The organism is Intrasporangium mesophilum (assembly GCF_054783095.1).
On record NZ_BAAGRF010000003.1, the window covers coordinates 241,402 to 265,737 of the forward strand.

Annotated in this window: 23 protein-coding genes; 19 read left to right on the forward strand and 4 right to left on the reverse strand. The window is 70.2% G+C overall.

Features of this window, described 5'->3' with window-relative positions:
• The first annotated feature begins 4 nt into the window (after nucleotides 1–4).
• Nucleotides 5–685, forward strand: a complete 681-nt coding sequence (locus ACYVLP_RS02455; RefSeq protein WP_460625744.1) for a thymidine kinase — start codon at nucleotides 5–7, stop codon at nucleotides 683–685.
• 36 nt (nucleotides 686–721) lie between these two features.
• On the opposite strand, the gene sepH is transcribed toward ACYVLP_RS02455, so the two are convergent.
• The gene (gene sepH / locus ACYVLP_RS02460) at nucleotides 722–2,122 is read right to left on the reverse strand and encodes a septation protein SepH (protein WP_460625745.1); all 1,401 of its coding nucleotides are present in this window, start codon (nucleotides 2,120–2,122) and stop codon (nucleotides 722–724) included.
• A 214-nt stretch (nucleotides 2,123–2,336) separates the two neighbouring features.
• Here sepH and ACYVLP_RS02465 point away from each other — a divergent pair, with 214 nt between their 5' ends.
• The 3 genes from ACYVLP_RS02465 (at nucleotide 2,337) to ACYVLP_RS02475 (ending at nucleotide 5,011) form a co-directional block, all read left to right on the forward strand.
• Nucleotides 2,337–2,975, forward strand: coding sequence for a trimeric intracellular cation channel family protein (locus tag ACYVLP_RS02465; RefSeq protein ID WP_460625746.1), 639 nt, complete (start codon nucleotides 2,337–2,339; stop codon nucleotides 2,973–2,975).
• 67 nt (nucleotides 2,976–3,042) lie between these two features.
• Nucleotides 3,043–4,143, forward strand: a complete 1,101-nt coding sequence (locus tag ACYVLP_RS02470; RefSeq protein WP_460625747.1) for a ferrochelatase — start codon at nucleotides 3,043–3,045, stop codon at nucleotides 4,141–4,143.
• A 10-nt stretch (nucleotides 4,144–4,153) separates the two neighbouring features.
• Complete coding sequence (locus ACYVLP_RS02475) at nucleotides 4,154–5,011, forward strand: inositol monophosphatase family protein (RefSeq protein ID WP_460625748.1); 858 nt, start codon at nucleotides 4,154–4,156, stop codon at nucleotides 5,009–5,011.
• 7 nt (nucleotides 5,012–5,018) lie between these two features.
• Here ACYVLP_RS02475 and ACYVLP_RS02480 read toward each other — a convergent pair whose 3' ends face one another.
• Nucleotides 5,019–5,204: a hypothetical protein gene (locus ACYVLP_RS02480; RefSeq protein WP_452267785.1), complete on the reverse strand. Its 186-nt coding sequence runs from the start codon at nucleotides 5,202–5,204 to the stop codon at nucleotides 5,019–5,021.
• 360 nt (nucleotides 5,205–5,564) lie between these two features.
• Here ACYVLP_RS02480 and ACYVLP_RS02485 point away from each other — a divergent pair, with 360 nt between their 5' ends.
• From ACYVLP_RS02485 to ACYVLP_RS02505, 5 genes are all read left to right on the forward strand, one after another.
• The gene (locus tag ACYVLP_RS02485) at nucleotides 5,565–5,864 is read left to right on the forward strand and encodes a DUF4193 domain-containing protein (RefSeq protein ID WP_452267784.1); all 300 of its coding nucleotides are present in this window, start codon (nucleotides 5,565–5,567) and stop codon (nucleotides 5,862–5,864) included.
• 83 nt (nucleotides 5,865–5,947) lie between these two features.
• Complete coding sequence (gene dut, locus ACYVLP_RS02490) at nucleotides 5,948–6,487, forward strand: dUTP diphosphatase (RefSeq protein WP_460625927.1); 540 nt, start codon at nucleotides 5,948–5,950, stop codon at nucleotides 6,485–6,487.
• 101 nt (nucleotides 6,488–6,588) lie between these two features.
• Nucleotides 6,589–7,365, forward strand: a complete 777-nt coding sequence (locus tag ACYVLP_RS02495) for a DUF3710 domain-containing protein (protein WP_460625749.1) — start codon at nucleotides 6,589–6,591, stop codon at nucleotides 7,363–7,365.
• A gap of 42 nt (nucleotides 7,366–7,407) precedes the next feature.
• Nucleotides 7,408–7,800 carry an OB-fold nucleic acid binding domain-containing protein gene (locus tag ACYVLP_RS02500; protein ID WP_460625750.1) on the forward strand — a complete coding sequence of 131 codons (393 nt, stop codon included), beginning with the start codon at nucleotides 7,408–7,410 and terminating at the stop codon, nucleotides 7,798–7,800.
• Entirely contained in the window at nucleotides 7,793–8,548 is a 756-nt protein-coding gene (locus ACYVLP_RS02505; RefSeq protein ID WP_460625751.1) for a DUF3159 domain-containing protein, read from the forward strand. The genes ACYVLP_RS02500 and ACYVLP_RS02505 overlap by 8 nt, the downstream gene beginning before the upstream one ends.
• Nucleotides 8,549–8,627: 79 nt before the next feature.
• Here the strand turns inward: ACYVLP_RS02505 and ACYVLP_RS02510 are convergent, their stop codons facing one another.
• Together ACYVLP_RS02510 and ACYVLP_RS02515 are read right to left on the reverse strand one after the other, a co-directional pair.
• Nucleotides 8,628–9,314, reverse strand: coding sequence for a potassium channel family protein (locus ACYVLP_RS02510; RefSeq protein WP_460625752.1), 687 nt, complete (start codon nucleotides 9,312–9,314; stop codon nucleotides 8,628–8,630).
• A gap of 23 nt (nucleotides 9,315–9,337) precedes the next feature.
• The gene (locus ACYVLP_RS02515; protein ID WP_460625753.1) at nucleotides 9,338–10,000 is read right to left on the reverse strand and encodes a potassium channel family protein; all 663 of its coding nucleotides are present in this window, start codon (nucleotides 9,998–10,000) and stop codon (nucleotides 9,338–9,340) included.
• A gap of 238 nt (nucleotides 10,001–10,238) precedes the next feature.
• Between ACYVLP_RS02515 and ACYVLP_RS02520 the strand changes: the two genes are divergently transcribed.
• From ACYVLP_RS02520 to ACYVLP_RS02565, 10 genes are all read left to right on the forward strand, one after another.
• The gene (locus tag ACYVLP_RS02520) at nucleotides 10,239–12,200 is read left to right on the forward strand and encodes an APC family permease (RefSeq protein ID WP_460625928.1); all 1,962 of its coding nucleotides are present in this window, start codon (nucleotides 10,239–10,241) and stop codon (nucleotides 12,198–12,200) included.
• The gene (locus ACYVLP_RS02525; protein ID WP_460625754.1) at nucleotides 12,197–13,471 is read left to right on the forward strand and encodes a class I SAM-dependent RNA methyltransferase; all 1,275 of its coding nucleotides are present in this window, start codon (nucleotides 12,197–12,199) and stop codon (nucleotides 13,469–13,471) included. Before ACYVLP_RS02520 ends, ACYVLP_RS02525 begins: the two co-directional genes overlap by 4 nt.
• Nucleotides 13,471–13,935: an MOSC domain-containing protein gene (locus ACYVLP_RS02530; RefSeq protein WP_460625755.1), complete on the forward strand. Its 465-nt coding sequence runs from the start codon at nucleotides 13,471–13,473 to the stop codon at nucleotides 13,933–13,935. Before ACYVLP_RS02525 ends, ACYVLP_RS02530 begins: the two co-directional genes overlap by 1 nt.
• 189 nt (nucleotides 13,936–14,124) lie before the next feature.
• Nucleotides 14,125–16,902: an aconitate hydratase AcnA gene (gene acnA, locus ACYVLP_RS02535; RefSeq protein WP_460625756.1), complete on the forward strand. Its 2,778-nt coding sequence runs from the start codon at nucleotides 14,125–14,127 to the stop codon at nucleotides 16,900–16,902.
• A 123-nt stretch (nucleotides 16,903–17,025) separates the two neighbouring features.
• Nucleotides 17,026–18,195: a C39 family peptidase gene (locus tag ACYVLP_RS02540; RefSeq protein WP_460625757.1), complete on the forward strand. Its 1,170-nt coding sequence runs from the start codon at nucleotides 17,026–17,028 to the stop codon at nucleotides 18,193–18,195.
• 146 nt (nucleotides 18,196–18,341) lie between these two features.
• Complete coding sequence (locus tag ACYVLP_RS02545) at nucleotides 18,342–19,685, forward strand: peptidase C39 family protein (protein ID WP_460625758.1); 1,344 nt, start codon at nucleotides 18,342–18,344, stop codon at nucleotides 19,683–19,685.
• A 92-nt stretch (nucleotides 19,686–19,777) separates the two neighbouring features.
• On the forward strand, nucleotides 19,778–20,146 hold the full coding sequence (locus tag ACYVLP_RS02550) for a hypothetical protein (protein WP_460625759.1): 369 nt from the start codon (nucleotides 19,778–19,780) through the stop codon (nucleotides 20,144–20,146).
• Nucleotides 20,147–20,324: 178 nt separating this feature from the next.
• Nucleotides 20,325–22,193 carry a 1-deoxy-D-xylulose-5-phosphate synthase gene (dxs, locus tag ACYVLP_RS02555; protein ID WP_460625760.1) on the forward strand — a complete coding sequence of 623 codons (1,869 nt, stop codon included), beginning with the start codon at nucleotides 20,325–20,327 and terminating at the stop codon, nucleotides 22,191–22,193.
• A gap of 186 nt (nucleotides 22,194–22,379) precedes the next feature.
• Nucleotides 22,380–23,600 carry a substrate-binding domain-containing protein gene (locus tag ACYVLP_RS02560; protein WP_460625761.1) on the forward strand — a complete coding sequence of 407 codons (1,221 nt, stop codon included), beginning with the start codon at nucleotides 22,380–22,382 and terminating at the stop codon, nucleotides 23,598–23,600.
• Nucleotides 23,597–24,331 (forward strand): ABC transporter ATP-binding protein, encoded by a 735-nt coding sequence (locus ACYVLP_RS02565; RefSeq protein ID WP_460625762.1) that lies wholly within the window; start codon nucleotides 23,597–23,599, stop codon nucleotides 24,329–24,331. Before ACYVLP_RS02560 ends, ACYVLP_RS02565 begins: the two co-directional genes overlap by 4 nt.
• Nucleotides 24,332–24,336: the final 5 nt, after the last annotated feature.

Below are 24,336 nucleotides of genomic sequence, written 5' to 3' on the forward strand. Positions count from 1 at the left end.
CCTCGTGGCTGAGCTCGTCTTCTTCTCCGGGACCATGGACTGCGGCAAGTCGACGCTCGCCCTCCAGATGGACCACAACCACGGCGCCCGCGGCCGAGTCGGGCTGATCTTCACCAAGATGGACCGGGCGGGCAGCAACGTCCTGTCGTCCCGACTGGGCCTGTCGACCGGCGCTCTGGAGGTGGTGGACGACCTCGACTTCTGGGACACCATCGTCGAGCGGGCCACGTCAGGGCAGCGGATCGACTACCTCATCTGTGACGAGGCGCAGTTCTACACCAGCGACCAGGTCGAGCAGCTCGCCCGCGTCGTCGACGAGATGGAGATCGACGTCTTCGCCTTCGGGATCACTGCCGACTTCCGCACCGAGCTCTTTCCGGGGAGCAAGCGGCTCATCGAGCTCGCGGACCGCGTGCAGGTGCTCCAGGTCGAGGCGCTGTGCTGGTGCGGCCGGCGGGCCACGACCAACGCCCGCGTCGTCGACGGCGTCATGGTCATCGAGGGCGAGCAGGTGGTCGTGGGCGACACCGCCCCGAGCACGTCCGGCGTCGTCGAGTACGAGGTGCTCTGCCGGCGCCACTACATGCGCCGCATGACCTCGCACGCGGCCAAGGCCGCGGCGCTGTCTCCCGAGGTCCTGCCGTTCGACCTCGACGTGTGCCCGCTCCCGCCGCTCCCGAGCTGATTCTTTGGCGCCGCAGCGAAGCGAGGCGCCAAGGATTCAGTCGCGGCGGCCGAACATGATGTCGTCCCAGCTGGGGACGCTGGGCCGCCCCGAGCGGCGTGTCGAGGCCGGCTTGGCGCGCGCGGGCACCCGCTGATCGACGAGCTCACCGTCGGTGCCGTCCGCGAGGTCGCTCACGTCGGTCAGGTCCTCATCCGCGTCGCTCGCTCCAGCCGCTCCGGTCGCCCTGGTGACACTGGTCGGGCCAGTGGCTCGGCCGTTGGCCGGCGCGTCGGGGACGTCGGTCAGGTCGGCGAGGTCGGCAAGGACGGCGAGGTCGGACGGGTCGAAGCTGTCATCGTCGGTCGCTGACGGTGCTTCGCGCGGCTCGGGATCGGGTTGGGGATGGCGTTCCTTCGCCGTGGGGGCGCTGGCGCCGTTGCGACGCCTGCCGGCAGGCCGCTCGGGTGCCGAACGGGACTGCCGGACAGGCTGCGTAGGCTCGGCCCGTCGTGCCTTGCGCGCGGCCGCGTCGGCGCCGATGCGGCGCTCCGCCGGCCCCTCTTTGGTGATCTCTGGGTCGTCCTCGGGGTGGGTGTGCGCAGGCGGCGGAACCTCCTCCCGCGGGTCCTTGGCCAGCTCCTCGAGGGGCAGCGCGTCCTCGGGTGCGTTCTCGATGCCGGGCACCTCCGCGCCCTTGGGCCGGCGTCGGCGGCCCCGCTGGGCACTGCGCTCGCGCATGGCGGCCATGAGGTCGACTGTCTCGGCCTCGCTGTGCCGGGTCGGCAGTCCGAGGCCACCCTCGGCCTCGACGTCGTACACCCGGTTGGGCCGAGAAGACGCTGACAGGTGCGGCGCCGGGATCGGGCCGGGCGCCTGCTGGTCCTCGTCCTCGGAGAGCCAGCGCGCCTCGTCGTCCGACGCGGTGACGGTGCGGGCAAGGGGGTCGAACTGCCACGTCGCCTCGCGCTCCTGACCACCTGCGTGGAAGACGAGCAGCACCGTCCAGGCGCCGTGGTCGGACCTGCGTGAGTCCCACCGCGCCGAGCCGACGTCGAGCGCCCGGGAGCGCAGCCGGTCGAGGACGCGGGCCTCCAGGGTCGGGGCAGCACCGGCGGACCCCCCGCGGGGGCGGAGCCGGACCTGGCGAGCCATGCCCGCGACATGTTCGCGCTCGGCCAGGATCGGCCCTTCGTAGCGGTGCACCTTCTCGACGGGCCAGCCGGCCCGCTCGGCAACCTCTTCCGTGCTCATTCCGGCCCGGATCATGGCCTGGACGTCCCTGGGCCGCAGGCCGCCGGTCATCTCGATCTGCAGCTGCCCGAGCCGTGGGCGGTCACGCCGGACGGCCGCGCGTAGCGGTTCGTCGAGCGGGACGGCATACCGCTCGCCACCGTCGTCGGCCAGCAGCAGGTGCAATCCGTCCTCGTGGACGCCGACGAGCCTGAGGTGCTGCATGGGTGGATCTCCCGGTTGGACGAGTCTGCGGTCGTGCGGAGGATCCCCGGAGGATCCGTAGGTACTGCCTGGTCATGCCTGGTCATGCATGTGTCGAGCTGAGGCGTGCGCAGTGGTGCTGGTTCGTGACTGGGTCGTGCCGTCGCTGTCGAGCATGCCATTGCCACAGGTGGCATAAAAGCGACCACGCCGCGCGGGTACCGTTTGCCTTGGCATGCCTACCTCCTTCCAGTCCGCCCAGACCGCCCTCGATCTCGTGGGCGTCTTCGTCTTCGCTCTCTCGGGCGGTCTGGTGGCGGTGAAGAAGCGTTTCGACCTGTTCGGCGTCATCGTTCTCGCGCTCGCCGCGGCCCTCGGTGGCGGCATCGTGCGCGACCTGCTCATCGGCTCCGTGCCGCCGGTGGGGATCAGCGACTGGCGCCTCATCGCGGCTGCGGCGCTCGGCGGGCTGGCGACGTTCTTCTTCCAGCCGGGGATCGAGCGCGTCTCGCGGCTCGTCCGCGTCCTCGACGCCGGGGGCCTCGCCGCGTTTGCGGTGTCGGGCAGCCTCAAGGCGATCACGACGATCGACGTCGTGCCGATCGCGGCCGTGCTCGTCGGGGTGATCAGCGCCGTCGGCGGCGGGGTCGTGCGCGACCTGCTCGCCGACCAGGTGCCCGAGGTGCTGCGGCGCGAGCTCTACGCGATCCCGGCCCTGATCGGGTCGATCATCATCGTGGCCGCATTCCAGGCGAGCGTCCTGCAGCTGTGGATGCTGTGGGCCGTCGCGGCGCTCGTCTTCGTGGTGCGCCTCGTCGCCGTCTACTTCGACCTCAACGCGCCCACCCCACTGCGCTCCTCGTCCACCCCGTGACCGGACCGCGTGCCTCCGACCTCACCCTCATACCCCAAGCCCAGCCAAGCCGAGACAAGCCCGAGAGATGACTGCCGAGAACCCGCCCCTGCACCCCTACGACGCGATCCTCCTGCTCAGCTTCGGCGGCCCGGAGGAGCCCGGCGAGGTCGTCCCCTTCCTGCGCCGGGTCACTGCCGGCCGCGGCATCCCCGACGAGCGCCTTGCGGAGGTCGGTGAGCACTACTTCCTGTTCGGCGGCCGGAGCCCGATCAACGACCAGAACCGCGCTCTCATCTCGGCGATCCGTGCGGAGCTCGACGCGCGGGAGATCGCCACGCCGGTCTACTGGGGCAACCGCAACGGCGCGCCCTTCATCGACGACGCGTTGCGGCAGGTCGCGGCGGCCGGTCACAAACGGGTCGTCGCGCTGACCACGAGCGCCTACGCGTCGTACTCCTCGTGCCGGCAGTACCGCGAGAACCTCGCCGCGGCGGACGCCCTGGTGCGCGCCGAGGGCGTGGACCTCGAGATCGACAAGATCGGGCCGTATGCCGTCAGGCCGGGTTTCGCCGAGGCCAACCTCGGGCATCTGGTGCGGACCCTTCGTGCGGTCGACGGCGCTCCTGACGAGGAGCTCGCGCTGCTGTTCGTCACGCACTCGATCCCGGACGCCATGGACGACACGTCCGGACCGGGTGACGGTGAGGGCAACCTCTACCGTCGACAACATCTGGCGTTGGCCTCGCGGCTCACGGACGCGGCAAACCAGGCCCTCGGGCGCGACCTGAGCGGCGAGCTGGTCTACTGCTCTCGGTCCGGGCCGCCGAGCCAGCCGTGGCTCGAGCCGGATGTCAACGTCCGCATCGAGCAGCTCGCCGCCGAGGGTGTCACCACGGTCGTCGCTGCACCTGTCGGGTTCGTGTCCGACCACATGGAGGTCGTCTACGACCTCGACACGGAGGCGATGGCCACTGCGCAGCGGGTGGGCGTGGACCTGCTCCGCGTGCCCACCGTCGGCACCGACGCCGTCTTCGTCCGCGACCTGGTCGACGCGCTTCTCGAGCGCGCCGCGGAGGCGCGGGGCGAGGCCGTGGCGACGTTCGAGGGACGCATGCCGTCGGTGTGCGCCGCCGGCTGCTGCCCGAACCTGCGCGAGGCCAGGCCGGCCCTGTGCGGTCTCGACTAGGGAGAGACGCATGTCAACGAGCCAGACCGTCCTGGACCTGCCCGACGGCGTCGACCTTGCCGAGCTCGAGCGCCTCTGCGTCGAGTTCGCGACCGAGGCCGGCCGCTTCATCCGTGACGACCGCCCACCGCGGATGGGCGTCGCGGCGACCAAGTCGACCGAGACCGACGTCGTCACCGTCATGGACCGGCGCTCGGAGGAGCTGCTGCACCGGCTCGTCCACGCGGCCCGGCCTGACGACGGCATCCTCGGCGAGGAGGGCGCCGACGTGGCGGGCACCTCCGGCCTGACCTGGGTCGTCGACCCCATCGACGGCACGGTCAACTACCTCTACGAGGTGCCGGCATATGCCGTGTCGGTCGCGGTGGTCGTCGGGGACCCGGCGACCCAGGCGGGGTGGCGGCCGGTGGCCGGGGCTGTGGCCGACCCGTCGCTGCGCCTCGTGCACCATGCCCGGCGTGGGGGCGGCGCATGGACCCGACCGGAGACCCCGGACCAGAGCCCTGAGGTGCCGCTCGCCGTGTCGACCGAGGACCGGATCGGGCGAACACTGCTTGCGACCGGGTTCGGCTACGCACCCGAGGTGCGGGCACGCCAGGCCGAGGTGCTGCGTCGGGTGCTCCCTGAGGTGCGGGACATCCGCCGCATCGGTAGCGCCGCCCTCGACCTGGTCCGGGTCGCCGAAGGCTCCGTGGACGCCTACGCGGAGTCCGGGCTCAACGCCTGGGACCTGGCGGCCGGCTGGCTCATCGTCGAGGAGGCCGGGGGAGTGGTCGTCGGGGACGGTCCGACGCCCGGCAAGTCGCTCACCGTTGCGGCCGGTCCTGCGCTCGTCGAGCAGGTCCGCGGGCTGTTCCTCGGCAGGTAGCCGGCACTCAGGCGGCCCGGAACGGCTCGAGCTCCGGCACCCGGATGCCGTTCTCCGCGGCGAGGCGTGCGAACGACTCGAGCTCGCCGGTGTGCACCCGGATGCGGTACTCGTCGCCGGCCTCGGTGGCGTCGGCAAGGTCGCTGAGGGCATCGCTGACGCGCTGCCTGATCTGGTCGACGAACTCGGTCATGGGTGCACCTCCGGGCCGTGGGAGTGTTCTGACGGGTCCGCCGACCCTACCGTGCCTCCGGAGCTCCACTGTGCACCCGCGCAGGTAGGCGGATGGCAAAGGAAAGGTGAACTGTTGGTCCGAAAAGGACAGCTGTGACCCTGCCTCCTGGGCAGATGTCTCAAACCGTGGTTCGCGCAACGTGACAACGCCTCCGGGATCAGGCACAATCCGCCGCACGCGGAGATGTTTCATCCCGGTAACGGGAGCGGTTTCGAGGTGTTGTGACGCATGGCTTCGTGCGGGAACAAGCACGGGCCCGCAAGCGTTCTCCGCCTCACAGACCGCAAGGCGCAGCACGAGTAGAAGCGAGAGAACACGATGGCAACCGATTACGACGCGCCACGCAAGACGGACGACGACCTCAGCGAGGACTCGATCGAGGAGCTGAAGTCGCGGCGTGTCGACAAGACCTCGTCGAGCGTAGATGTGGACGAGACGGAGCAGGCAGAGGGCTTCGAGCTGCCTGGTGCCGACCTTTCGGGTGAAGAGCTGTCGGTCCGGGTCCTGCCCAAGCAGGCCGACGAGTTCACCTGCTCGCGGTGCTTCCTCGTCCACCACCGCAGCCAGCTCGCCAAGGAGACGAACGGCATGATGATCTGCACGGAGTGCGCCGCCTGAGCGGAGCCGTGCGTCAGGGGCAGGAGCAAGTAGGGTCGGTCCTCGTGACCGACCCTTGTGCTGTTCCGGCGTCGACAGCGGCGCTGTCCGAGGACTGCTCGTCGGGTCTCCCGGCGGCGGCCGAAGGCCCTGCGGACCTCGAGGTCGCGGTGCTGCGTCTGGACGCGGGCCTGGCACTGCCGGCATACGCCCACCCCGGCGACGCCGGCGCCGACCTGTGCTCGCGCGTCGAGGTCACGATCGGGCCGGGCGAGCGCGTGCTGGTGCCTACGGGGGTGGCCATCGCACTGCCGCCCCGCCACGCCGGGTTCGTCCACCCACGCTCAGGCCTGGCCGCGCGGCACGGGATCTCGATCGTCAACTCGCCGGGAACCATCGACGAGGGCTACCGGGGCGAGATCCTCGTCAACCTCGTCAACCTGGACCCGAGGGAGCCGTTCACCGTTCGGCGGGGCGACCGGATCGCGCAGCTCGTCGTGCAGCGAGTCGAGCGGGTGAGGTTCGTCGAGGTCGATTCGCTCGACGAGACCAGTCGGGGGGACACTGGACATGGATCCACCGGTGGTTTCGGTGCCGGGGGTGACGGCTCGCCGATCGTGGGGGAGACGCCGCCCGCGCGGTGAGCATCGGATACGGTTCGCCGGGCGCTGCGTGCAGGCACGGCTGCCTTTTCCCGGCCGGGCGCGACGCCCCCGGGCAGCAGGACTCAAAAGGACGGAATGACGTGGGACTCTTCAGCCGCAAGCCGAAGGACCGGCCCGAGGCGGTCAGCGACGAGCTCGACGAGCTGCACGATGCTGACGAGGTCGGCGACGGCACCGAGTACGACGACTACGACGAGGGCGCCGACGCCGGCTTGGGCGGCCCCGCGTCCACCCCGCCCACGGGGCCGCTCGACCGCTCGAGCGTCACCGACAGCACCGACTACCTCAACCTCGGCGCGATCTGGCTCCGGGGCCAGCAGGGCATGGAGCTGCGTCTCGAGATCAACGAGCAGGAGCAGCAGATCACCGGAGTCACTGCGGTGCTCGGAGAGTCCGCGGTGCAGCTTCAGGCGTTCGCCGCGCCACGCACGGAGGGCGTCTGGATCGAGATCCGCAACGAGATCGCGGGCAGTATCGTCGACTCGGGCGGCACGGCAGAGGTGGTGACGGGGGAGTTCGGCGAGGAGCTGCTCACGCGGATGCCGCAGGCCGGTCCGGACGGGCGCACGGTGTTCATGCCTGCGCGGTTCATCGGCGTCGACGGTCCTCGCTGGTTCCTCCGGGCGGTGGTCTCCGGTCGGGCGGCCATCGAGCCGGCGGCGTCCGAGGCGGTCCACGAGGTCATCCGAACCGCGGTGATCGACCGTGGTGAGGAGGCCATGCCCCCTCGCGAGCTGCTGCCTCTTCGCCTGCCAGACGCCCAGGATGCGGCCCAGGCAGAGGCCCCTGAGGCCGGCGCGCCGGAAGGCGAGCTCAAGCCCTTCGAGCGCGGTCCCGAGATCACCGAGGTCCGCTGAGATGTCTGGCTGTCGCCGTGCTCACCCGTGTGGGGAGCACCTGTGAGCTCGGGGCATCCCGGCGCGCTGCGCCGGTTCTCGCACCGGCTCACGCGGTCCTCGCACGAGATCGAGGCCGACGAGCTGCGCCAGGAGTCATCCGACCTCGGCGTGGTGCATATCGGCGACGTCAAGCCGCGGACACGGGTCACCGTGTCCGGTGAGGTGCGGTCGGTCACTCTCCGGCCTCGCGACGAGACACCGGCGCTCGACGTCGAGCTCTGGGACGGCACCGACTCGCTGCACCTCGTGTGGCTCGGTCGCCGGCGGATCGCGGGCATCGTGCCCGGCATCAAGATGCAGGCGACCGGCCGCATCACCAAGCAGCGGAGTGTGACGACGATCTTCAACCCCGAGTACGAGATCATCTACCGGTCGGCGCCCTCCGATGGCTGAGGTCGACGGAGAGGCAGCGCGCCGCGGCGGCGCACCGGAGCCTGGCGACGCCGTCGCCCGGTCCGAGGCCGACCTGCGCCGCTACCACACGGTCGAGGAGCTGCTGCGCGACAAGCTGTCCGAGGCTATCGGCGGCTGGCGCGGCGCCATCGAGTCGGCCATCCCGACGCTGGCCTTCGCGTTGACCTGGTCCCGCACCGAGAACCTGCAGACCGCGCTCATCGTGGCCGGAGTCTGCGTCGGTGTCCTGCTGCTCGTGCGGCTCGTGCAGCGGACCGACATTCGGTTCATCGCGTATGCCGCAGTGGGCGTGGGCATCTCGGCCTTCTTCGCGCTTCGCTCCGGCAAGGCGGAGGACGCCTTCCTGCCGGGCATGCTCCAGAACGCCGGGCTGCTGCTGCTCCTGCTCGTCACGAACCTCGCTCGGTGGCCGCTCTTCGGCTTCGTCGTCGGGGTCGCCGAGCCCGAGGCATTCGCCGAGAGCCCCACCTGGTGGCGCAGGCACCCCGGCATCGTCACCGTCGCGGCGCGCCTCGCGTGGGTGCTCATCGCCCTCAACGTCGTGCGCCTCGCGATCATGGTCCCGCTCTACCTCGCGGAACAGGTCGAGGCGCTCGGGGTCGCCAAGGTCGTCCTCGGCTGGCCGGCATACCTGCTCGCCGTCACGGCCATGGGCGCCATCCTGCTGCGTGGCAACACACCGATCGACCCGGAGCGGCACGCGGGCGAGCGCCAGGCGACGGCCTGACGCTCCGGCGCGTCCGGCGCCGGCTCCGCGCCGGCTCGGTAACGCCTCAGTGCCGGCTCAGTGCCGGCTCAGTCGCGGCTCAGTCGTCCTCGTCGTGCCGAGGACGGCTGCCGGGGGCCACGAGCTGCTGGAGCTTGCCCTCCTGCTCGGTCGTGGTGATGAAGAGGAGCTCGTCGCCCGCCTCCATCGCATCGTCGGCGGTCGGGGCGAGCGGACGCTCCTCGCGGATGATCGCGACGAGGACTGTGTCGGTCGGCCAGTCGACGTCGCCCACCCGTCGCCCGGCGAAAGGGCTGCCGTCAGGGAGGGTGATCTCCACCATCGAGGCGCGGCCCTGCTGGAACTCGAAGATCCGCACGAGGTCGCCGATGCTCACGGCCTCCTCGATGAGGGCTGTCATCAGGCGCGGGGTCGACACGGCGACGTCCACGCCCCAGGACTCGTCGAACATCCACTCGTTCTTCGGGTTGTTGACCCGGGCGACGGTCCGGGGCACGCCGAACTCGGTCTTGGCGAGCAGCGACAGCACGAGGTTGGCCTTGTCGTCACCGGTGGCGCCGACGACCACGTCGGCCTCTTCCAGCCGGGCCTCCTCGAGGGCCGCGAGCTCGCACGCATCGGCGAGCAGCCACGACGCTTCCGGCACCCGCGAGGCCTGGACGTCGTCGGCGTCCTTGTCGATGAGCAGCACGTGGTGCCCGTTGCCGAGCAGCTCTCGGGCGATGGAGCGGCCGACGCTTCCTGCTCCGGCGATGACGACGCGCATGGGTTCCTTCTCCTCGGGGCCGCTCAGTGGGGTGCCGGCGGCTGGTCGCACAGCCGCTCGACCCGCGCGAGGTCGTCGCGGGGAACGACCAGGTGGACGAGGTCGCCCTGCTGGATCACGGTGTCGAGGCGGGGGATGACGCCCTCGCCCAGCCGGGTGAGGTACGCGACGCGCGCGCCGGTCTGCTCCTCGACGAGCAGGAGCGGCTTGCCGATCCAGCCCTGCTCCATCGGCACCTCGGCGATGACGATCTTGCCGCTCGGGTCGGTCAGCTCGGGCACCGCGCCCTGGGGCAGCAGCCGCTGGATCATCTGGTCGGCCGTCCAGCGCACCGTGGCGACAGTCGGGATGCCGAGGCGCTGGTAGACCATCGCCCGCTGCGGGTCGTAGATCCGGGCGGCGACGTGCTCGACCCCGAAGGTCTCCCGCGCCACCCGCGCGGCGAGGATGTTGGAGTTGTCGCCGCTGCTGACGGCGGCGAACGCGTAGGCCTCGCGGATCCCCGCAGCGATGAGGGTGTCGCGGTCGAACCCGATGCCGGTCACGGTCTGCCCCTCGAACGAGGTGCCGAGCCGGCGGAAGGCCGAGGCGTCCGCGTCGATGATCGCCACGTCGTGGCCGCTGCGCCCGAGCGTGCGGGCCAGGGTCGACCCGACGCGGCCGCAGCCCATGATGACGAAGTGCACGGACGCGACGCTACACCGTGGGAGCACCACCGACCCCGCACCCACCTGGGTGTGCCCAGCCCGTGAAACACGCCGGACGGCATACCGTCTCGGCACGGTCGGGGACACGTCTCGGAGGCACAGGCCCCACCCCGACCTGCCGGTGGACTGGCGTCGCGTGCGGGCGCCGGTTACGTCATACAGTTGCGTCGTGCCCGGTACCGGTTCGCTGTTCAAGCGCCTCCTGCTCGGTCGCGCGATGCGCAGCGACAAGCTCGGCGAGACCCTGCTGCCCAAGCGGCTCGCCCTGCCGATCTTCGCCAGTGACGCGCTGTCCTCGGTCGCGTACGCCCCCGACGAGATCCTCCTGATGCTCGGCCTCGCAGGTGGGGCCTTCGTCATGACGCACAGCTGGCAGGTGACGCTGGGCGTCATCTTCGTCATGGTCGTCGTGGTGGCGTCGTACCGCCAGAACGTCCACGCCTACCCCTCGGGTGGCGGCGACTACGAGGTCGCCACCGTCAACCTGGGGCCGAAGGCGGGCCTCACGGTCGCGAGCGCGCTCCTGGTCGACTATGTGCTGACCGTTGCGGTGTCGATCTCGTCGGGCGTGCAGAACGCGGCGACCGTCCTCGGGTTCGTGCGAGGCAACGAGGTGATCATCGCGGTGGGCCTCATCATCTTCCTCACCGCCATGAACCTTCGAGGCGTCCGCGAGTCGGGCAAGGCCTTCGCAGTCCCGGTCTACGCCTTCATGGTCGCGATCATCGGGATGGGCATCGTCGGCTTCATCCAGAAGGTCACCGGCACCCTGCTGCCGGCCGAGAGCGCGAACCTCACGCTCGTCCCCGAGGGCGGCGAGGAGGTCACTGGCCTCGCGGCAGCCTTCCTGCTGCTGCGCGCTTTCTCGTCGGGGTGTGCGGCGCTGACCGGCGTCGAGGCCATCAGTAACGGCGTGCCGGCGTTCCGAAAGCCCAAGAGCAGGAACGCCGCCACGACGCTGCTCCTCATGGGCATCCTGTCCATCACCATGCTGGCGTCGATCATCGCGCTGAGCATGTGGACCGGCGTCAAGATGGCCGACAACCCAGCGACCCAGCTGCTCAAGGACGGCGTGCCCGTCGGTGACACCTACGTCCAGCACACGACGATCGGGCAGCTCGCGACCACGGTGTTCGCGAACTTCCAGCTGGGCGTCATCTTCGTCTCGATCGTCACCGGCATCATCCTCGTGCTCGCCGCGAACACCGCCTTCAACGGTTTCCCGGTCCTGGCCTCGATCCTGGCCCGCGACGGCTACCTCCCGCGGCAGATGCACACCCGTGGAGACCGGCTCGCATTCTCGAACGGGATCCTCATGCTCTCGGCGGCGGCCATCGTCCTGGTCATCATCTTCAAGGCCGAGGTCACTGCCCTGATCCAGCTCTACATCGTGGGCGTCTTCGTGTCGTTCACGACGAGCCAGACCGGCATGATCCGGCACTGGACAAGGCACCTTCGGCTCGAGCGGGACCCGCGCGAGCGGAGCCGGATGCAGCGCTCGCGCGCCATCAACGCCCTCGGCGCGGCCATGTCCGCCACGGTGCTGGTCGTGGTGCTGATCACCAAGTTCCAGGCCGGGGCGAGGTACGCGATCCTGGCGATGATCGTGCTCTTCGTGCTCATGCTCGGCATCAAGAAGCACTACGCCCGTGTCCGCGACGAGCTTGCTGTCGACTGGGAGGTCGACCGGCCGATGCTGCCCAGCCACGTGCACGCCATCGTCTGTATCTCCAAGGTCCACAAGCCGACGATGCGGGCACTGGCCTATGCCAGGGCGAGCCGGCCGTCGTACCTCGAGGCCGTCACGGTGGATGTCGACCACGACGAGACCCAGGCGCTGCTCGCCGAGTGGGACAAGCACGACATCCCGGTCCCGCTCAAGGTGCTCGCCTCGCCGTACCGTCAGATCACCCGGCCGATCGTCGACTACGTCAAGTCGATCCGCTCGGGCAACCCGCGCGACATCGTCACCGTCTACCTCCCTGAGTACGTCCTCGGCAAGTGGTGGGAGCAGGTGCTGCACAACCAGAGCGCGCTGCGTCTCAAGGGACGGCTGCTGTTCACCCCGGGTGTCATGGTCGTCAGCGTGCCCTGGCAGCTCGCGTCCTCCGAGGGTGCCGAGAGGGCCTGGGTGGACGAGCCCCCGATCAGCGGCTCCCTCCGCGGCGGCAACCTGTGACTGACCGTCGACCACGGGCTCGGGAGTCGGACGCGCCGTCGCTCGTCGGCATTGAATGGACCGTCGAGGTCGGTCCGGTCGCCCACGGCGGCCACTGCGTGGCCCGTCACGAGGGGCAGGTCATCTTCGTGCGACACGCGCTGCCGGGCGAGCAGGTCGTCGCGCGGATCACCGAGGGCAACGTCGGGGACCGGTTCGTCCGCGCCGACGCGGTGCGGGTGCTCGTCGCAGCGCCCGGGCGGGTCCAGCCGCCGTGTCCGTATGCCGTCCCCGGAGAGTGTGGAGGCTGCGACTTCCAGCATGTGGCTCCGTCCGTGCAGCGCGCCCTCAAGGCTGCGGTCGTCCGCGAGCAGTTCGCGCGGATCGCCGGACTCGAGGTCGACGTCGAGGTGAGTCCGGTGCCGGGCGACACGGACGGGCTCCGATGGCGCACCCGGGTCGAGTTCGCCGTTGACGGGCAGGGTCGTCCCGGTCTGCGGCGACACCGGTCCCACTCCGTCGTGCCCCTCGACGACTGCCTCATCGCGACGCGCGGAGTCATCGACTCAGGAGTGCTCGACACCGAGTGGCCAGACGTCGAGTCCGTCGACGTCGTCGACGCCGCCCACCCGGACGAGCCCGTTCTCGTGCCGGTCGGTGGCGCAGGCGGCGCTCGCGGGTCTGCGGCCTCCGGCGGCCTGGTCGGCGAGCTGGCTCGGGACGGCGACTGGGCGGGGGAGTACGTCGTCGCCGCGCGCGGCTTCTGGCAGGTCCATCCCGGAGCCGCCTCGACCTTCCTGTCGCGGGTCGTCTCCCTGCTCGCGGCCCGTCCCGGCGACCGGGTGCTCGACCTGTATGCCGGCTCGGGCCTGTTCACGATGCGCCTCGGTGAGCTTGTGGCGCCCGGAGGTTTCGTGCTGGGAGTCGAGGGCGACGCACGGGCCGTTGACAACGGCATACGCAACACCGAGCACCTGGACAACGTCGAGTGGCGGGCCAACCGCGTCGACCGCGAGTTGAGATCCCTTGTGGCCCAGGACATCTCGACCGACCTGGTCGTGCTTGACCCGCCGCGCACCGGCGCCGGCAAGGACGTCATGGCCATGGTCGCCCGGATGCGGCCTCGCCGGGTCGTGTACGTCGCCTGTGACCCGGCCGCGCTGGCCCGGGACGTGCGCGCGGCCGCTGACCACGGTTACGCGCTCGGCTCGGTCGAGGCGTGGGACGCGTTCCCGATGACCCATCATGTGGAGTGCATCGCGGTCCTGGAGCCCCCGGCCTCGGAGGCCTGATGAAGCCGTCGGTCGTGTCGATCCACATCGCTCCCGGGAGGCGCCTGCCGACGAAGTCCGTCGACCGGGTGGCGGCCGAGGCGGGCGCTGGGCTCGTCGGGGACCGCTACCACGGGAGCAGGCATCGCCACGTGACGCTGCAGTCAGCGGAGGCTCTCAGGGCCGCCGCGGACGACCTCGGGGCCCCCATCGACCCGGGGCTCACGCGACGGAACATCACCATCACTGGTGGGGACATCCCGACCAGGCCGGGCGCGCGGGTGCTCATCGGGGACGTGGAGCTCGAGGTGGTCAGGGTCGCCGCCCCATGCCGGCTCCTCGACGACGAGATCGGCCAGGGTGCAGCCCGTGCCCTGCACAACCGTGCCGGTTCGGTGCTGCGGCTGCTGACATCGGGCACGATCCAGGTCGGCGACGAGGTCGACCTCGACCCCGATGACGACGTCGTCGGGCACGAGGTGTGACCGTGCCGGGGGCCGGAGGGGACGATCCCTGCGGCCGTGGCACCCGGGGCAGACAAGCGGCATCGATGCGACCAAGATGGGCCGCAGGTGTGGACTGACAGCGCCGAGCGCGTGTGGTTAGATATATCTTGACGTCAAGATAAATCGAGCACCGTGACATCCAACTTCAGCTGCTGGAAGGAGCCCGTCGTGGGCAGTGTTGACAGCTTCAAGGCCAAGGGGACCCTCGAGGTCGACGGCAAGTCCTACGAGATCTACCGCCTCGCGGGGATCGACGGCCAGGAGACTCTGCCGTACAGCCTCAAGGTGCTCCTGGAGAACCTGCTCCGCACCGAGGACGGCGCGAACATCACCGCCGACCACGTTCGGGCCCTCGGCTCCTGGGACGAGAACGCGGAGCCGGACACGGAGATCCAGTTCACGCCGGCCCGCGTCATCATGCAGGACTTCACGGGCGTCCCGTGCGTGGTCGACCTCGCGACGATGCGCGAAGCGGTCTCCGACCTCGGGGGCGACCCCGCCAAGATCAACCCGCTGGCGCCCGCCGAGCTCGTCATCGACCACTCGGTGATCATCGACGTGTTCGGCCGCCCCGACGCCTTCGAGCGCAACGTCGAGATCGAGTACCAGCGCAACAGGGAGCGGTACCAGTTCCTGCGCTGGGGCCAGACGGCGTTCGACGACTTCAAGGTGGTGCCTCCAGGCACCGGCATCGTCCACCAGGTCAACATCGAGCACCTCGCCCGGACCATCATGGTCCGCGAGATCGACGGGGAGCTCGTGGCCTACCCCGACACGTGCGTCGGCACCGATTCCCACACGACGATGGTCAACGGCCTCGGCGTCCTCGGCTGGGGCGTCGGCGGCATCGAGGCCGAGGCCGCCATGCTGGGCCAGCCCGTCTCGATGCTCATCCCTCGTGTCGTCGGCTTCAGGCTCTCCGGCTCGATCCCGTCCGGCGCGACGGCGACGGATGTCGTTCTCACCATCACCGAGATGCTGCGCAAGCACGGCGTCGTCGGCAAGTTCGTCGAGTTCTACGGCGAGGGCGTGGCGCAGGTGCCCCTCGCGAACCGCGCGACGATCGGCAACATGAGCCCCGAGTTCGGCTCGACCTGCGCGATCTTCCCGATCGACGACGTCACGCTCGACTACCTCCGTCTCACCGGCCGCTCCGACGAGCAGGTGGCGCTGGTCGAGGCGTACGCCAAGGAGCAGGGCATGTGGCTCGGCGCGGACACCCCCGAGGCCCGCTACAGCGAGTACCTCGAGCTCGACCTGTCGACGGTCGTCCCCTCGATCGCCGGCCCGAAGCGCCCGCAGGACCGCATCGAGCTCTCGGCGGCCAAGGAGTCCTTCCGCAAGGTCCTGCCGACCTATGTCGCCCACGACGAGGGCGACCCGGGCTCGGCGGCGTCCTTCCCCGCGAGCGACCCGGGCGACGACAACGGCGGCGACAAGCCGCACGACGGCAAGGCCAACGGCCGTCCCTCCAAGAAGGTCGCAGTGACCGATGCCGAGGGCCGCGAGTTCGAGATCGACCACGGCATCGTGTCGATCGCCTCGATCACGAGCTGCACGAACACGTCCAACCCGTCCGTGATGATGGCGGCCGCGATGCTCGCCAAGAACGCCGTCGAGAAGGGCCTCACGGTCGCCCCGTGGGTCAAGACCTCGATGGCTCCGGGCTCGAAGGTCGTCACCGGGTACTACGACAAGGCCGGCATGTGGCCCTACCTGGAGAAGCTCGGCTTCCACCTCGTCGGCTACGGCTGCACGACCTGCATCGGCAACTCGGGCCCGCTCAACGAGGAGATCTCCAAGGCGATCAACGACGCCGACCTTGCGGTCACGTCCGTCCTCTCGGGCAACCGCAACTTCGAGGGCCGGATCAACCCGGACGTCAAGATGAACTATCTCGCGAGCCCGCCCCTCGTCATCGCGTACGCCCTCGCCGGGACCATGGACTTCGACTTCGAGACCGAGCCGCTCGGCACGGGCTCGGACGGGGCAGACGTCTATCTCAAGGACATCTGGCCGGCGCCCGAGGACGTCGAGCAGACCATCGCCGCCAGCATCAACCAGGACATGTTCACGGAGGACTACTCCGACGTGTTCGCCGGTGACGACCGGTGGCGGTCGCTCCCGACGCCCGAGGGCGACACCTTCGAGTGGGACGGCGAGTCGACCTACGTGCGCAAGCCCCCGTACTTCGAGGGCATGGCGGCCGAGCCGGCCCCGGTCGAGGACATCGCGGGCGCACGGGTGCTGGCCAAGCTCGGTGACTCGGTCACGACGGACCACATCAGCCCAGCCGGCTCGATCAAGGCGGACAGCCCGGCGGGCCGCTACCTGGCGGAGCACGGCGTCGAGAAGCGCGACTTCAACTCGTACGGCTCGCGGCGCGGCAACCACGAGGTGATGATCCGCGGCACCTTCGCGAACATCCGGCTGAAGAACCTCCTGCTCGACGGCGTCGAGGGTGGCTTCACCCGCGACTTCACCCAGGGTGGCGAGCAGACGACCATCTACGACGCAGCCCAGAGCTACGCCGAGGCGGGGACTCCGCTCGTCGTGCTGGCCGGCAAGGAGTACGGCTCGGGGTCCTCACGTGACTGGGCGGCCAAGGGGACCCGCCTGCTCGGCGTGCGGGCAGTCATCGCCGAGAGCTATGAGCGGATCCACCGCTCGAACCTCATCGGCATGGGCGTCATCCCGCTGCAGTACCCCCAGGGCCAGAACGCCGACTCGCTCGGGCTCGACGGCACCGAGACCTTCTCGATCACCGGTATCACCGAGCTCAACGAGGGCCGGACGCCCAAGACGGTCCGTGTCGTCGCGGCGAGGGACGGTGGCGAGACGGTCGAGTTCGACGCCGTGGTGCGCATCGACACCCCCGGCGAGGCGGACTACTACCGCAACGGCGGCATCCTGCACTACGTCCTGCGCTCGCTCGTCGCGAGCTGACGGACCCCGCTGTGGGGAGGGTCTGAGAGTTCCGAGACTGGCCACGTGCGGCGCCCCCCGGGTCGAGAAGGACTTCGGGAGGGTTGCCGGACGTGGCCTCTCGGCCTCTGGCATGCTCATCCGGTGAACGAGCGACACGCCACGCTGACCGTGTGGGAGAACGGCCTCGGCTGGGCCTCTGGGGAGCCCCTGACGTATGCCGACGAGCACGTCGAGGGGGCACGGCCCCAGACGTACGTGGCGCGCAGCTGGGAGTCTCCGGTCGTCGAGTCTGCTTTCCCCGCAAGGGAGCTCATCCCGTCGTGGAACGCCGTCACACCCCCTGGGACGTGGCTGCTGGTCGAGGGCCGGGTGGCGGACGGTGCCGGGTGGACCCCGTGGTTCACCTTCGCCCGGTGGGCGCAGGACGACCCGATGGGGGAGTCCCCGATCACCCGGACGACCGTCACCGGCCAGAGGTTCGATGCGGGCCAGGTCGAGACCGACACGTATCTCGCCGCGCCCGGCCGCCATTTCGACCGCTGGCAGCTGCGCCTGACCGGGCTGGCCCTGGCGCAGGCGGCCGGGCGCGGGAGTGCCGGCGCGTCCTGGCCCTCGGTGTCACTCGTCGCCGGAGCAGTGTCCTGGTTCGCGATCCCGGACGACGTTCCGGCGAGCTCGCCCTCGGTCGGCCTCGGCCACGAGATCGACGTCCCGCCCCGCTCGCAGCGGCTGCACATCGGGACGTTCCCGGAGTGGGACAACGGGGGCGAGTCCTGGTGCTCGCCCACCTCGACGACGATGGTGCTGGAGCACTGGGGCATCGCCCCGAGCCGGGCGGAGAGCGCGTGGGTGGGCCACGACACGGACGCGTCGGTCGTCCACGGTGTGCGACACGTCTACGACCGCGCCTACCGCGGTGCGGGCAACTGGGCGTTCAACACGGCATACGCCGGTTCGCGCGGGCTGCGCGCCTACGTCACCCGGCTGCGTGACCTGACTGAGGTCGAGCAGTTCGTCGCGGCCGGCATACCGCTCGTGGTCTCGGTGTCCTTCGCGGTCGACGAGCTCGACGGCGCGGGCTACGACACGAAGGGCCACCTGCTCACGGTCGTGGGCTTCACCGACGAGGGTGACGTCATCTCCAACGACCCGAACTCCCACCTCGTGGCGAGCAACGACGAGGTGCGGTCGGTCTACCGGCGGGACCAGTTCGAGCGGGTCTGGTTGCGGCACAACGGGGGTCTGGCCTACGTCATGCACCCACCGACCGTGGAGCTGCCCGCCCCGCCCGCCGAGGCGAACTGGCGCTGAACCGTCCAGGCTCCAAACGGCACCCGGAACGGGTGATCTTGTGGTGCGAGACGGGCCCAGTCGTGGGTTTTTCTGTTGCTCGGCCCCTCTCGCCACTCTCACGGGTGTTGACTGGCCCCGCCATTTCCCCTCCAGGAAGGTCAGCCATGCCCAGCCGTTCAGTCGTCTCAGACTCACCGTTCCACCCGAGCCGCCGCACCGTGCTCGCGACCGCCGCAGCCGGCGTCGCCCTCGTCGGCGTCGCCCCTCGCGCCCGGGCCGTCGAGGCCAAGAAGGGTGACTCCACCCGCCACATCGCCCGCTCGTCGTGGGCTGGTACGGACTTCTCGCACGGCACCGGCTACGGGGTCGCGGTCTCCGGAGCGGGCATCGCGTTCGCTGCGTCGCAGGACACTGTCTCCTACACCGACCCCCACACCGCGACCCCGACGCCGCGCTCGTACGAGGTCGCCCGGTGGGTCTCGCCGACCGTGCCCCTCCTCTTCGGACTCACCGAGCTCGTCGCGTCGTGGAACGCCTCGACCCCCGGGGAGTCGTGGATCGAGGTGCTCGTTCGCGGTGACCAGGGCGGCGCCAACTTGACGAAGCAGTACGTGCTCGGCCGCTGGGCCGCCAAGGACCCCGCCGACGGAGGCGGCATCCACCGGACCTCCCTCAACGGCCAGGGCGACACGGTCGCCACTGTCTTCACCGACACGCTCGCCACCCGGAGCGGGTTCTCCCTGACGTCGTACGAGCTCGAGGTGCGCCTGTACCGGCCTGTGGGCTCCAGCGACGTCCCCGCGATCACCGAGCTGGGGGCGATGGCCTCGGCGTTGCCGAGCGACAAGAAGGTGCCGCGCAGCCCGAACGGCCCCGCCTGCGGCACCACCCTCAACGTCCCGACCTTCTCCCAGGAGAAGCACAAGGGCCACTTCCCGCAGTGGGACAACGGCGGCGAAGCCTGGTGCTCGCCGACGTCGACGTCGATGGTCGTCGCCTACTGGGGTGCTGGGCCCAGCGCAGCAGAGACCCAGTGGGTCACGGCGCAGATCCCTGACGAGAGCGACCCACAGGTCGACTTCACGGCGCGCAACGTCTTCGACTACACCTACGACGGGGCGGGCAACTGGCCGTTCAACGCCGCATACGCCGCGACCCGGGGCCTGCGCGGCTTCGTCACCCGCCTGCGCACGCTGACCGAGGCAGAGGAGTTCATCAAGGCCGGGATCCCGCTGGTGGCGTCGGTCTCCTTCACCAAGGGCGAGCTGAAGGGGGCGGGCTACAGCACGAACGGTCACCTCATGGTCATCGTCGGCTTCGCACCCAACGGCGACGTCGTCTGCAACGACCCGGCGTCGCACCTCATCCCCGACAACGGCCAGGTCCGCGTGACCTATGACCGTGAGCAGTTCGAGAACGTCTGGGCGCCCCACAGCGGCGGCATCGTCTATGTCATCCACCCCGAGACCGTCGCCCTCCCGGACGCGCCGCCCGAGGCGAACTGGTGACCCAGAGCCCCTGACGAAGGGGGCGGCGCCCGCCAGACGTGGGCGCCGCCCCCCTTCACGTCCGCCGCCGCCCGCCGAGGCAGACTGGGACCGTGACCGCGCACACTCCTCCCGGCTGGCCGCCCGGCGTGCCGCCCGCTCACACCCCTGGGTGGGAGGACCGCGCGGTCATGTGGCTGCTGGACCAGTGCCCGCCGGACTACCGGTCGTATGCCGGGTGGCGACGGCACCCCATCGCGCTCGCCTGGCTGGCCGGCCGGCACCTCGACGGCCAGGTGGTGGCCATGCGTGAGGCGTGGCGTGAGGCGCGCGTGGCGATCGGGCCGGACGTCCCTCCGGAGGCGCTCGCCGAGATCCTGCTGCAGATCGAGCGGGAGGGGATGCGCCTGCGAGCCGCCAGCCGTGGGGCGAGCCTGCTCCACGAGGCGCTGCAAGGCAAGGTCTTCGCCCCACGCCTGTGAAGCTTGTGTGAACGGGTCCAGCCGGCCACGCACAAACACGCACGGCCTGGGACAAGTGTGACGTGAGGTACGTCGCGTCAGGTGCACCTTTGGGAGCGTTCGTGCGTTGACCCGTAGACTCGATCGACCCCCGTTCGAGTCTGCCGAACGACGACGAGCACCGAGAGGACGAGCCAGCGTGGCGCTGCTGGAGAAGATCACGAGCCCGGCCGATCTCAGGGCACTGCCGGAGACCCAGCTGCCGGCGCTCGCCGAGGAGATCCGCACGTTCCTCGTCACGGAGGTGTCCAAGACCGGTGGGCACCTCGGGCCGAACCTCGGGGTCGTCGAGCTCACGATCGCGCTGCACCGCGTGTTCGACTCGCCGAGCGACACCATCGTCTTCGACACCGGGCACCAGTCGTACGTCCACAAGCTCCTGACCGGGCGCCACGACTTCAGCAAGCTGAAGAAGCAGGGTGGCCTCTCCGGGTACCCCAACAGGGCCGAGTCCGAGCACGACGTGGTCGAGAACTCGCACGCCTCGACCGCTCTGTCGTGGGCCGACGGGATCGCGAAGGGTCGGCGGCTGCGAGGCGAGGCCGGGCGGCATACGGTCGCGGTGATCGGCGACGGTGCCCTGACCGGCGGGATGGCCTGGGAGGCGATCAACAACATCGCCGTCGACAAGGACCTCCCGCTCGTCATCGTGGTCAACGACAACGAGCGGTCCTACGCGCCGACGACCGGTGGCCTGGCCGACCACCTGGCGACCCTTCGCACCACCCGCGGCTACGAGAAGTTCCTCTCGTGGGGCAAGCGGTCCCTGGCGAAGACCCCCGTCGTCGGTGCACCGATGTTCGAGACGCTCCACGGCGTCAAGAAGGGCTTGAAGGACATCGTCGCGCCGCAGGGCATGTTCGAGGACCTCGGGCTCAAGTATGTCGGGCCCGTCGACGGCCACGACGAGCAGGCGGTCGAGCGGGCGCTGCGCAAGGCGAAGGACTTCGGCGGACCCGTCATCGTCCACGTCCTCACGCAGAAGGGGCGCGGCTACCAGCCGGCGCTCGACGACGCTGCGGACCAGTTCCACGGGGTCGGCAAGTTCAACCCCGAGACGGGCCTGCCCTTCGAGGTCGCCGGCCGGATCTGGACCGACGAGTTCAACGAGGAGATGGTCGCGATCGGGGCCGAGCGCCGCGACGTCGTCGCCATCACTGCCGCGATGCTCATCCCGGTCGGCCTCGACGGCTTCGCCGCCGCCTACCCTGACCGCGTCTTCGACGTCGGCATCGCCGAGCAGCACGCCGTCACGATGGCGTCCGGGCTCGCGTATGCCGGCCTGCACCCGGTCGTCGCGGTCTATGCCACCTTCCTCAACCGGGCCTTCGACCAGGTGCTCATGGACTGCGCGCTGCACCGCGCCGGGGTCACCTTCATCCTCGACCGCGCCGGGATCACGGGCAGCGACGGCGCTTCGCACAACGGCATGTGGGACATGACCCTGACCTCGATCGTGCCGGGTCTTCGACTCGCCGCCCCTCGAGACGGCGACCAGGTCAAGAAGCAGCTGCGCGAGGCCCTCGAGGTCGCCGACGGCCCCACGGTCATCCGCTTCCCGAAGGGCGACGTCGCCGACCCGCTCACGGCCGTGCGCAGCATCGGTGGCCTCGACGTGCTGTTCGAGAACTCCGGCGACGAGGTCGACCTGCTCGTCGTGGGGGTCGGCGCCTTCGCCGGACTCGCGATCGAGGCGGGCGAGAAGATCGCCGCCCATGGACGGACCGTCCGCGTCGTCGACCCCCGGTGGGTCGTCCCGGTGGCCCACGAGCTCGTAGAGCTCGCCCGCCGGGCCGCTGCGGTGGCCGTCATCGAGGACAACCTCGTCAGTGGTGGCGTCGGCGCTGCCGTGACGCTTGCGCTCGGGGAGGCCGACGTCGCGACGCCGGTGCACTCCTACGGCATCCCCAAGCGGTTCCTTCACCATGCCTCGCGTGGCCAGATCCTCGAGGAGCTTGGCCTCACGGCCGACCAGGTCGTGGCAGACCTCGAGCCGCGCCTGACCTGACACCCGTCGCCCGCGCCCCGACGGGGGCCGCACCGTGTCGTCGAAGCACACGAGTCGGGCGTGTTTGTGGTGGGACACCCCATCCGGGCCCTCCGTCCATCCGACTACGTTCGCCGGAAACGGTTGGGCGTCAAAGGATCTCGTCGCAGCAAACGCGCGAGCGCCCACCAGAGGTGGAGGACATCGGTGTCCAAGCGTTGGAGCCTCGCCGTGGCGAGCGCGATGATCACGTTCTCGGTCGCAGCCTGCGGCTCGCCCGGTCAGCCCGGCGCCCCTGCTGCGGGTGACTCGACCGCAGGGGCTTCGGGCGCGACGGCCGCGCCGTACAAGGTCGGGCTGGTCTACTCCAAGTCGGGTCCGCTCGCCAGCTACGGCGAGCAGTACCGGATGGGCCTCACTGCCGGCCTCGCCTACGCCACGAAGGGAACCGGCGCGGTCGCCGGGCACAAGATCGAGCTGACCGAGCAGGACGATGCGGGTGACCCCGCCAAGGCCGTCGCATCGGCGACGGACCTGATCGGCCAGGGCAACAAGATCATCGCCGGCTCGACCGCATCTGGGGTGGCCCTGCAGGTCGCGCCGCTGGCGAGCGACAACAAGGTCCTGTTCATCTCGGGGCCTGCCGCCGCGGATGCGATCACCGGAGCCAACCGGTACACCTTCCGTTCGGGCCGTCAGACCTACCAGGACGTCGCCACGGCGGGGTCGATGCTCGGCGACGTCAAGGGCAAGAAGGTGACCGTGCTCGCACAGGACAGCGCCTTCGGCAAGGCAAACGTCGCCGCGGTCACCGCCATCCTCGGAGGCAAGGGCGCCACCGTGAGCGCGGTCGAGGTGCCCGCCGCCGCAACGGATCTCACCCCGTTCGCCACGAAGGTCAAGAGCGCGGCGCCCGACCTGCTCTTCGTCGCCTGGGCCGGGGCGAACGCGACGGCGATGTGGACGACCCTTGGCCAGCAGGGGATCTTCGACCGGACGAAGGTCGTCACGGGCCTCGACATCAAGGCGACCCACCCGCTCTTCGGCGACGTCGCGACGAGGATCGCCTTCCTGTCCCACTTCTTCGATGGCGCGGCGGACAACGCGGCGTACCAGGCACTCGACGAGGGCATGAAAGCCCAGGGCAGCACCGTCGACCTGTTCACCAACGACGGCTTCGTCGCGGGTCAGATGATCGTGCACGCTCTGGAGACCGGCGGGAACGACGTCGACAAGATGGTCACCGCTCTCGAGGGCTGGAAGTTCGACGGTCCCAAGGGCGCCCTCGAGATCCGGGCCGAGGACCACGCGCTGCTGCAGCCGATGTTCACCGCCACGCTGAAGAAGGACGGGACGAACGTCGTCCCCCAGCTCGGCGAGACGCTCGACCCGGCCGCCGTCGCGCCGCCGGTCACGCAGTTCAAGTGATCGCCGCGCAGGGCGTCGGCTGGAAGGTGGGCGGCGCGCAGATCCTTGACGGCGTGTCGCTCCAGGTCGGGGCCGGGGAGCTGGTGGGCGTCATCGGTCCCAACGGCGCGGGCAAGTCCTCGCTCGTCAACATCCTCAGTGGGGTGACCCGACCTACGAGCGGCCGGGTCACCCTGCAGGACAAGGACATCACCCGAGCCAGCGCCACGTCGCGCGCGCGCATGGGGCTGGCCCGGTCGTTCCAGACATCGGCACTCTTCGACGGCCTCACGGCGGCGGAGAACGTGCGCCTCGCGGTGCAGGCCGCCGGTCCCGCGTCGATGTCGCCGTTCCGCCGCGCACGGGACCGCCACAGCGAGCGCGTGGCGAGCCTTCTGGCCCGGGTCCGTATGCCGGGTCGTGCGGAGACGCTGGCCCGTGACCTGTCGCACGGGGACCGTCGCAAGCTCGAGCTCGCCATGTCCCTCGCCTCGGAGCCGTCCGTGCTCCTGCTCGACGAGCCGATGGCGGGCGTGTCGGCCGAGGACGTCGACGGCCTCACGGAGATCATCGGCGAGGTGCGCGACGCCGGGGTGGCGGTCGCGATGGTCGAGCACCACATGCACGTGGTGCTCGGCCTCGCAGACCGCGTCGCGGTGCTCCACCACGGCCAGCTCCTGGCCGTCGGAGCCCCCGACGACGTCACCGCGGACGAGCGAGTCCAGCAGGCATACCTCGGGGAGGCACTGTGAAGGAC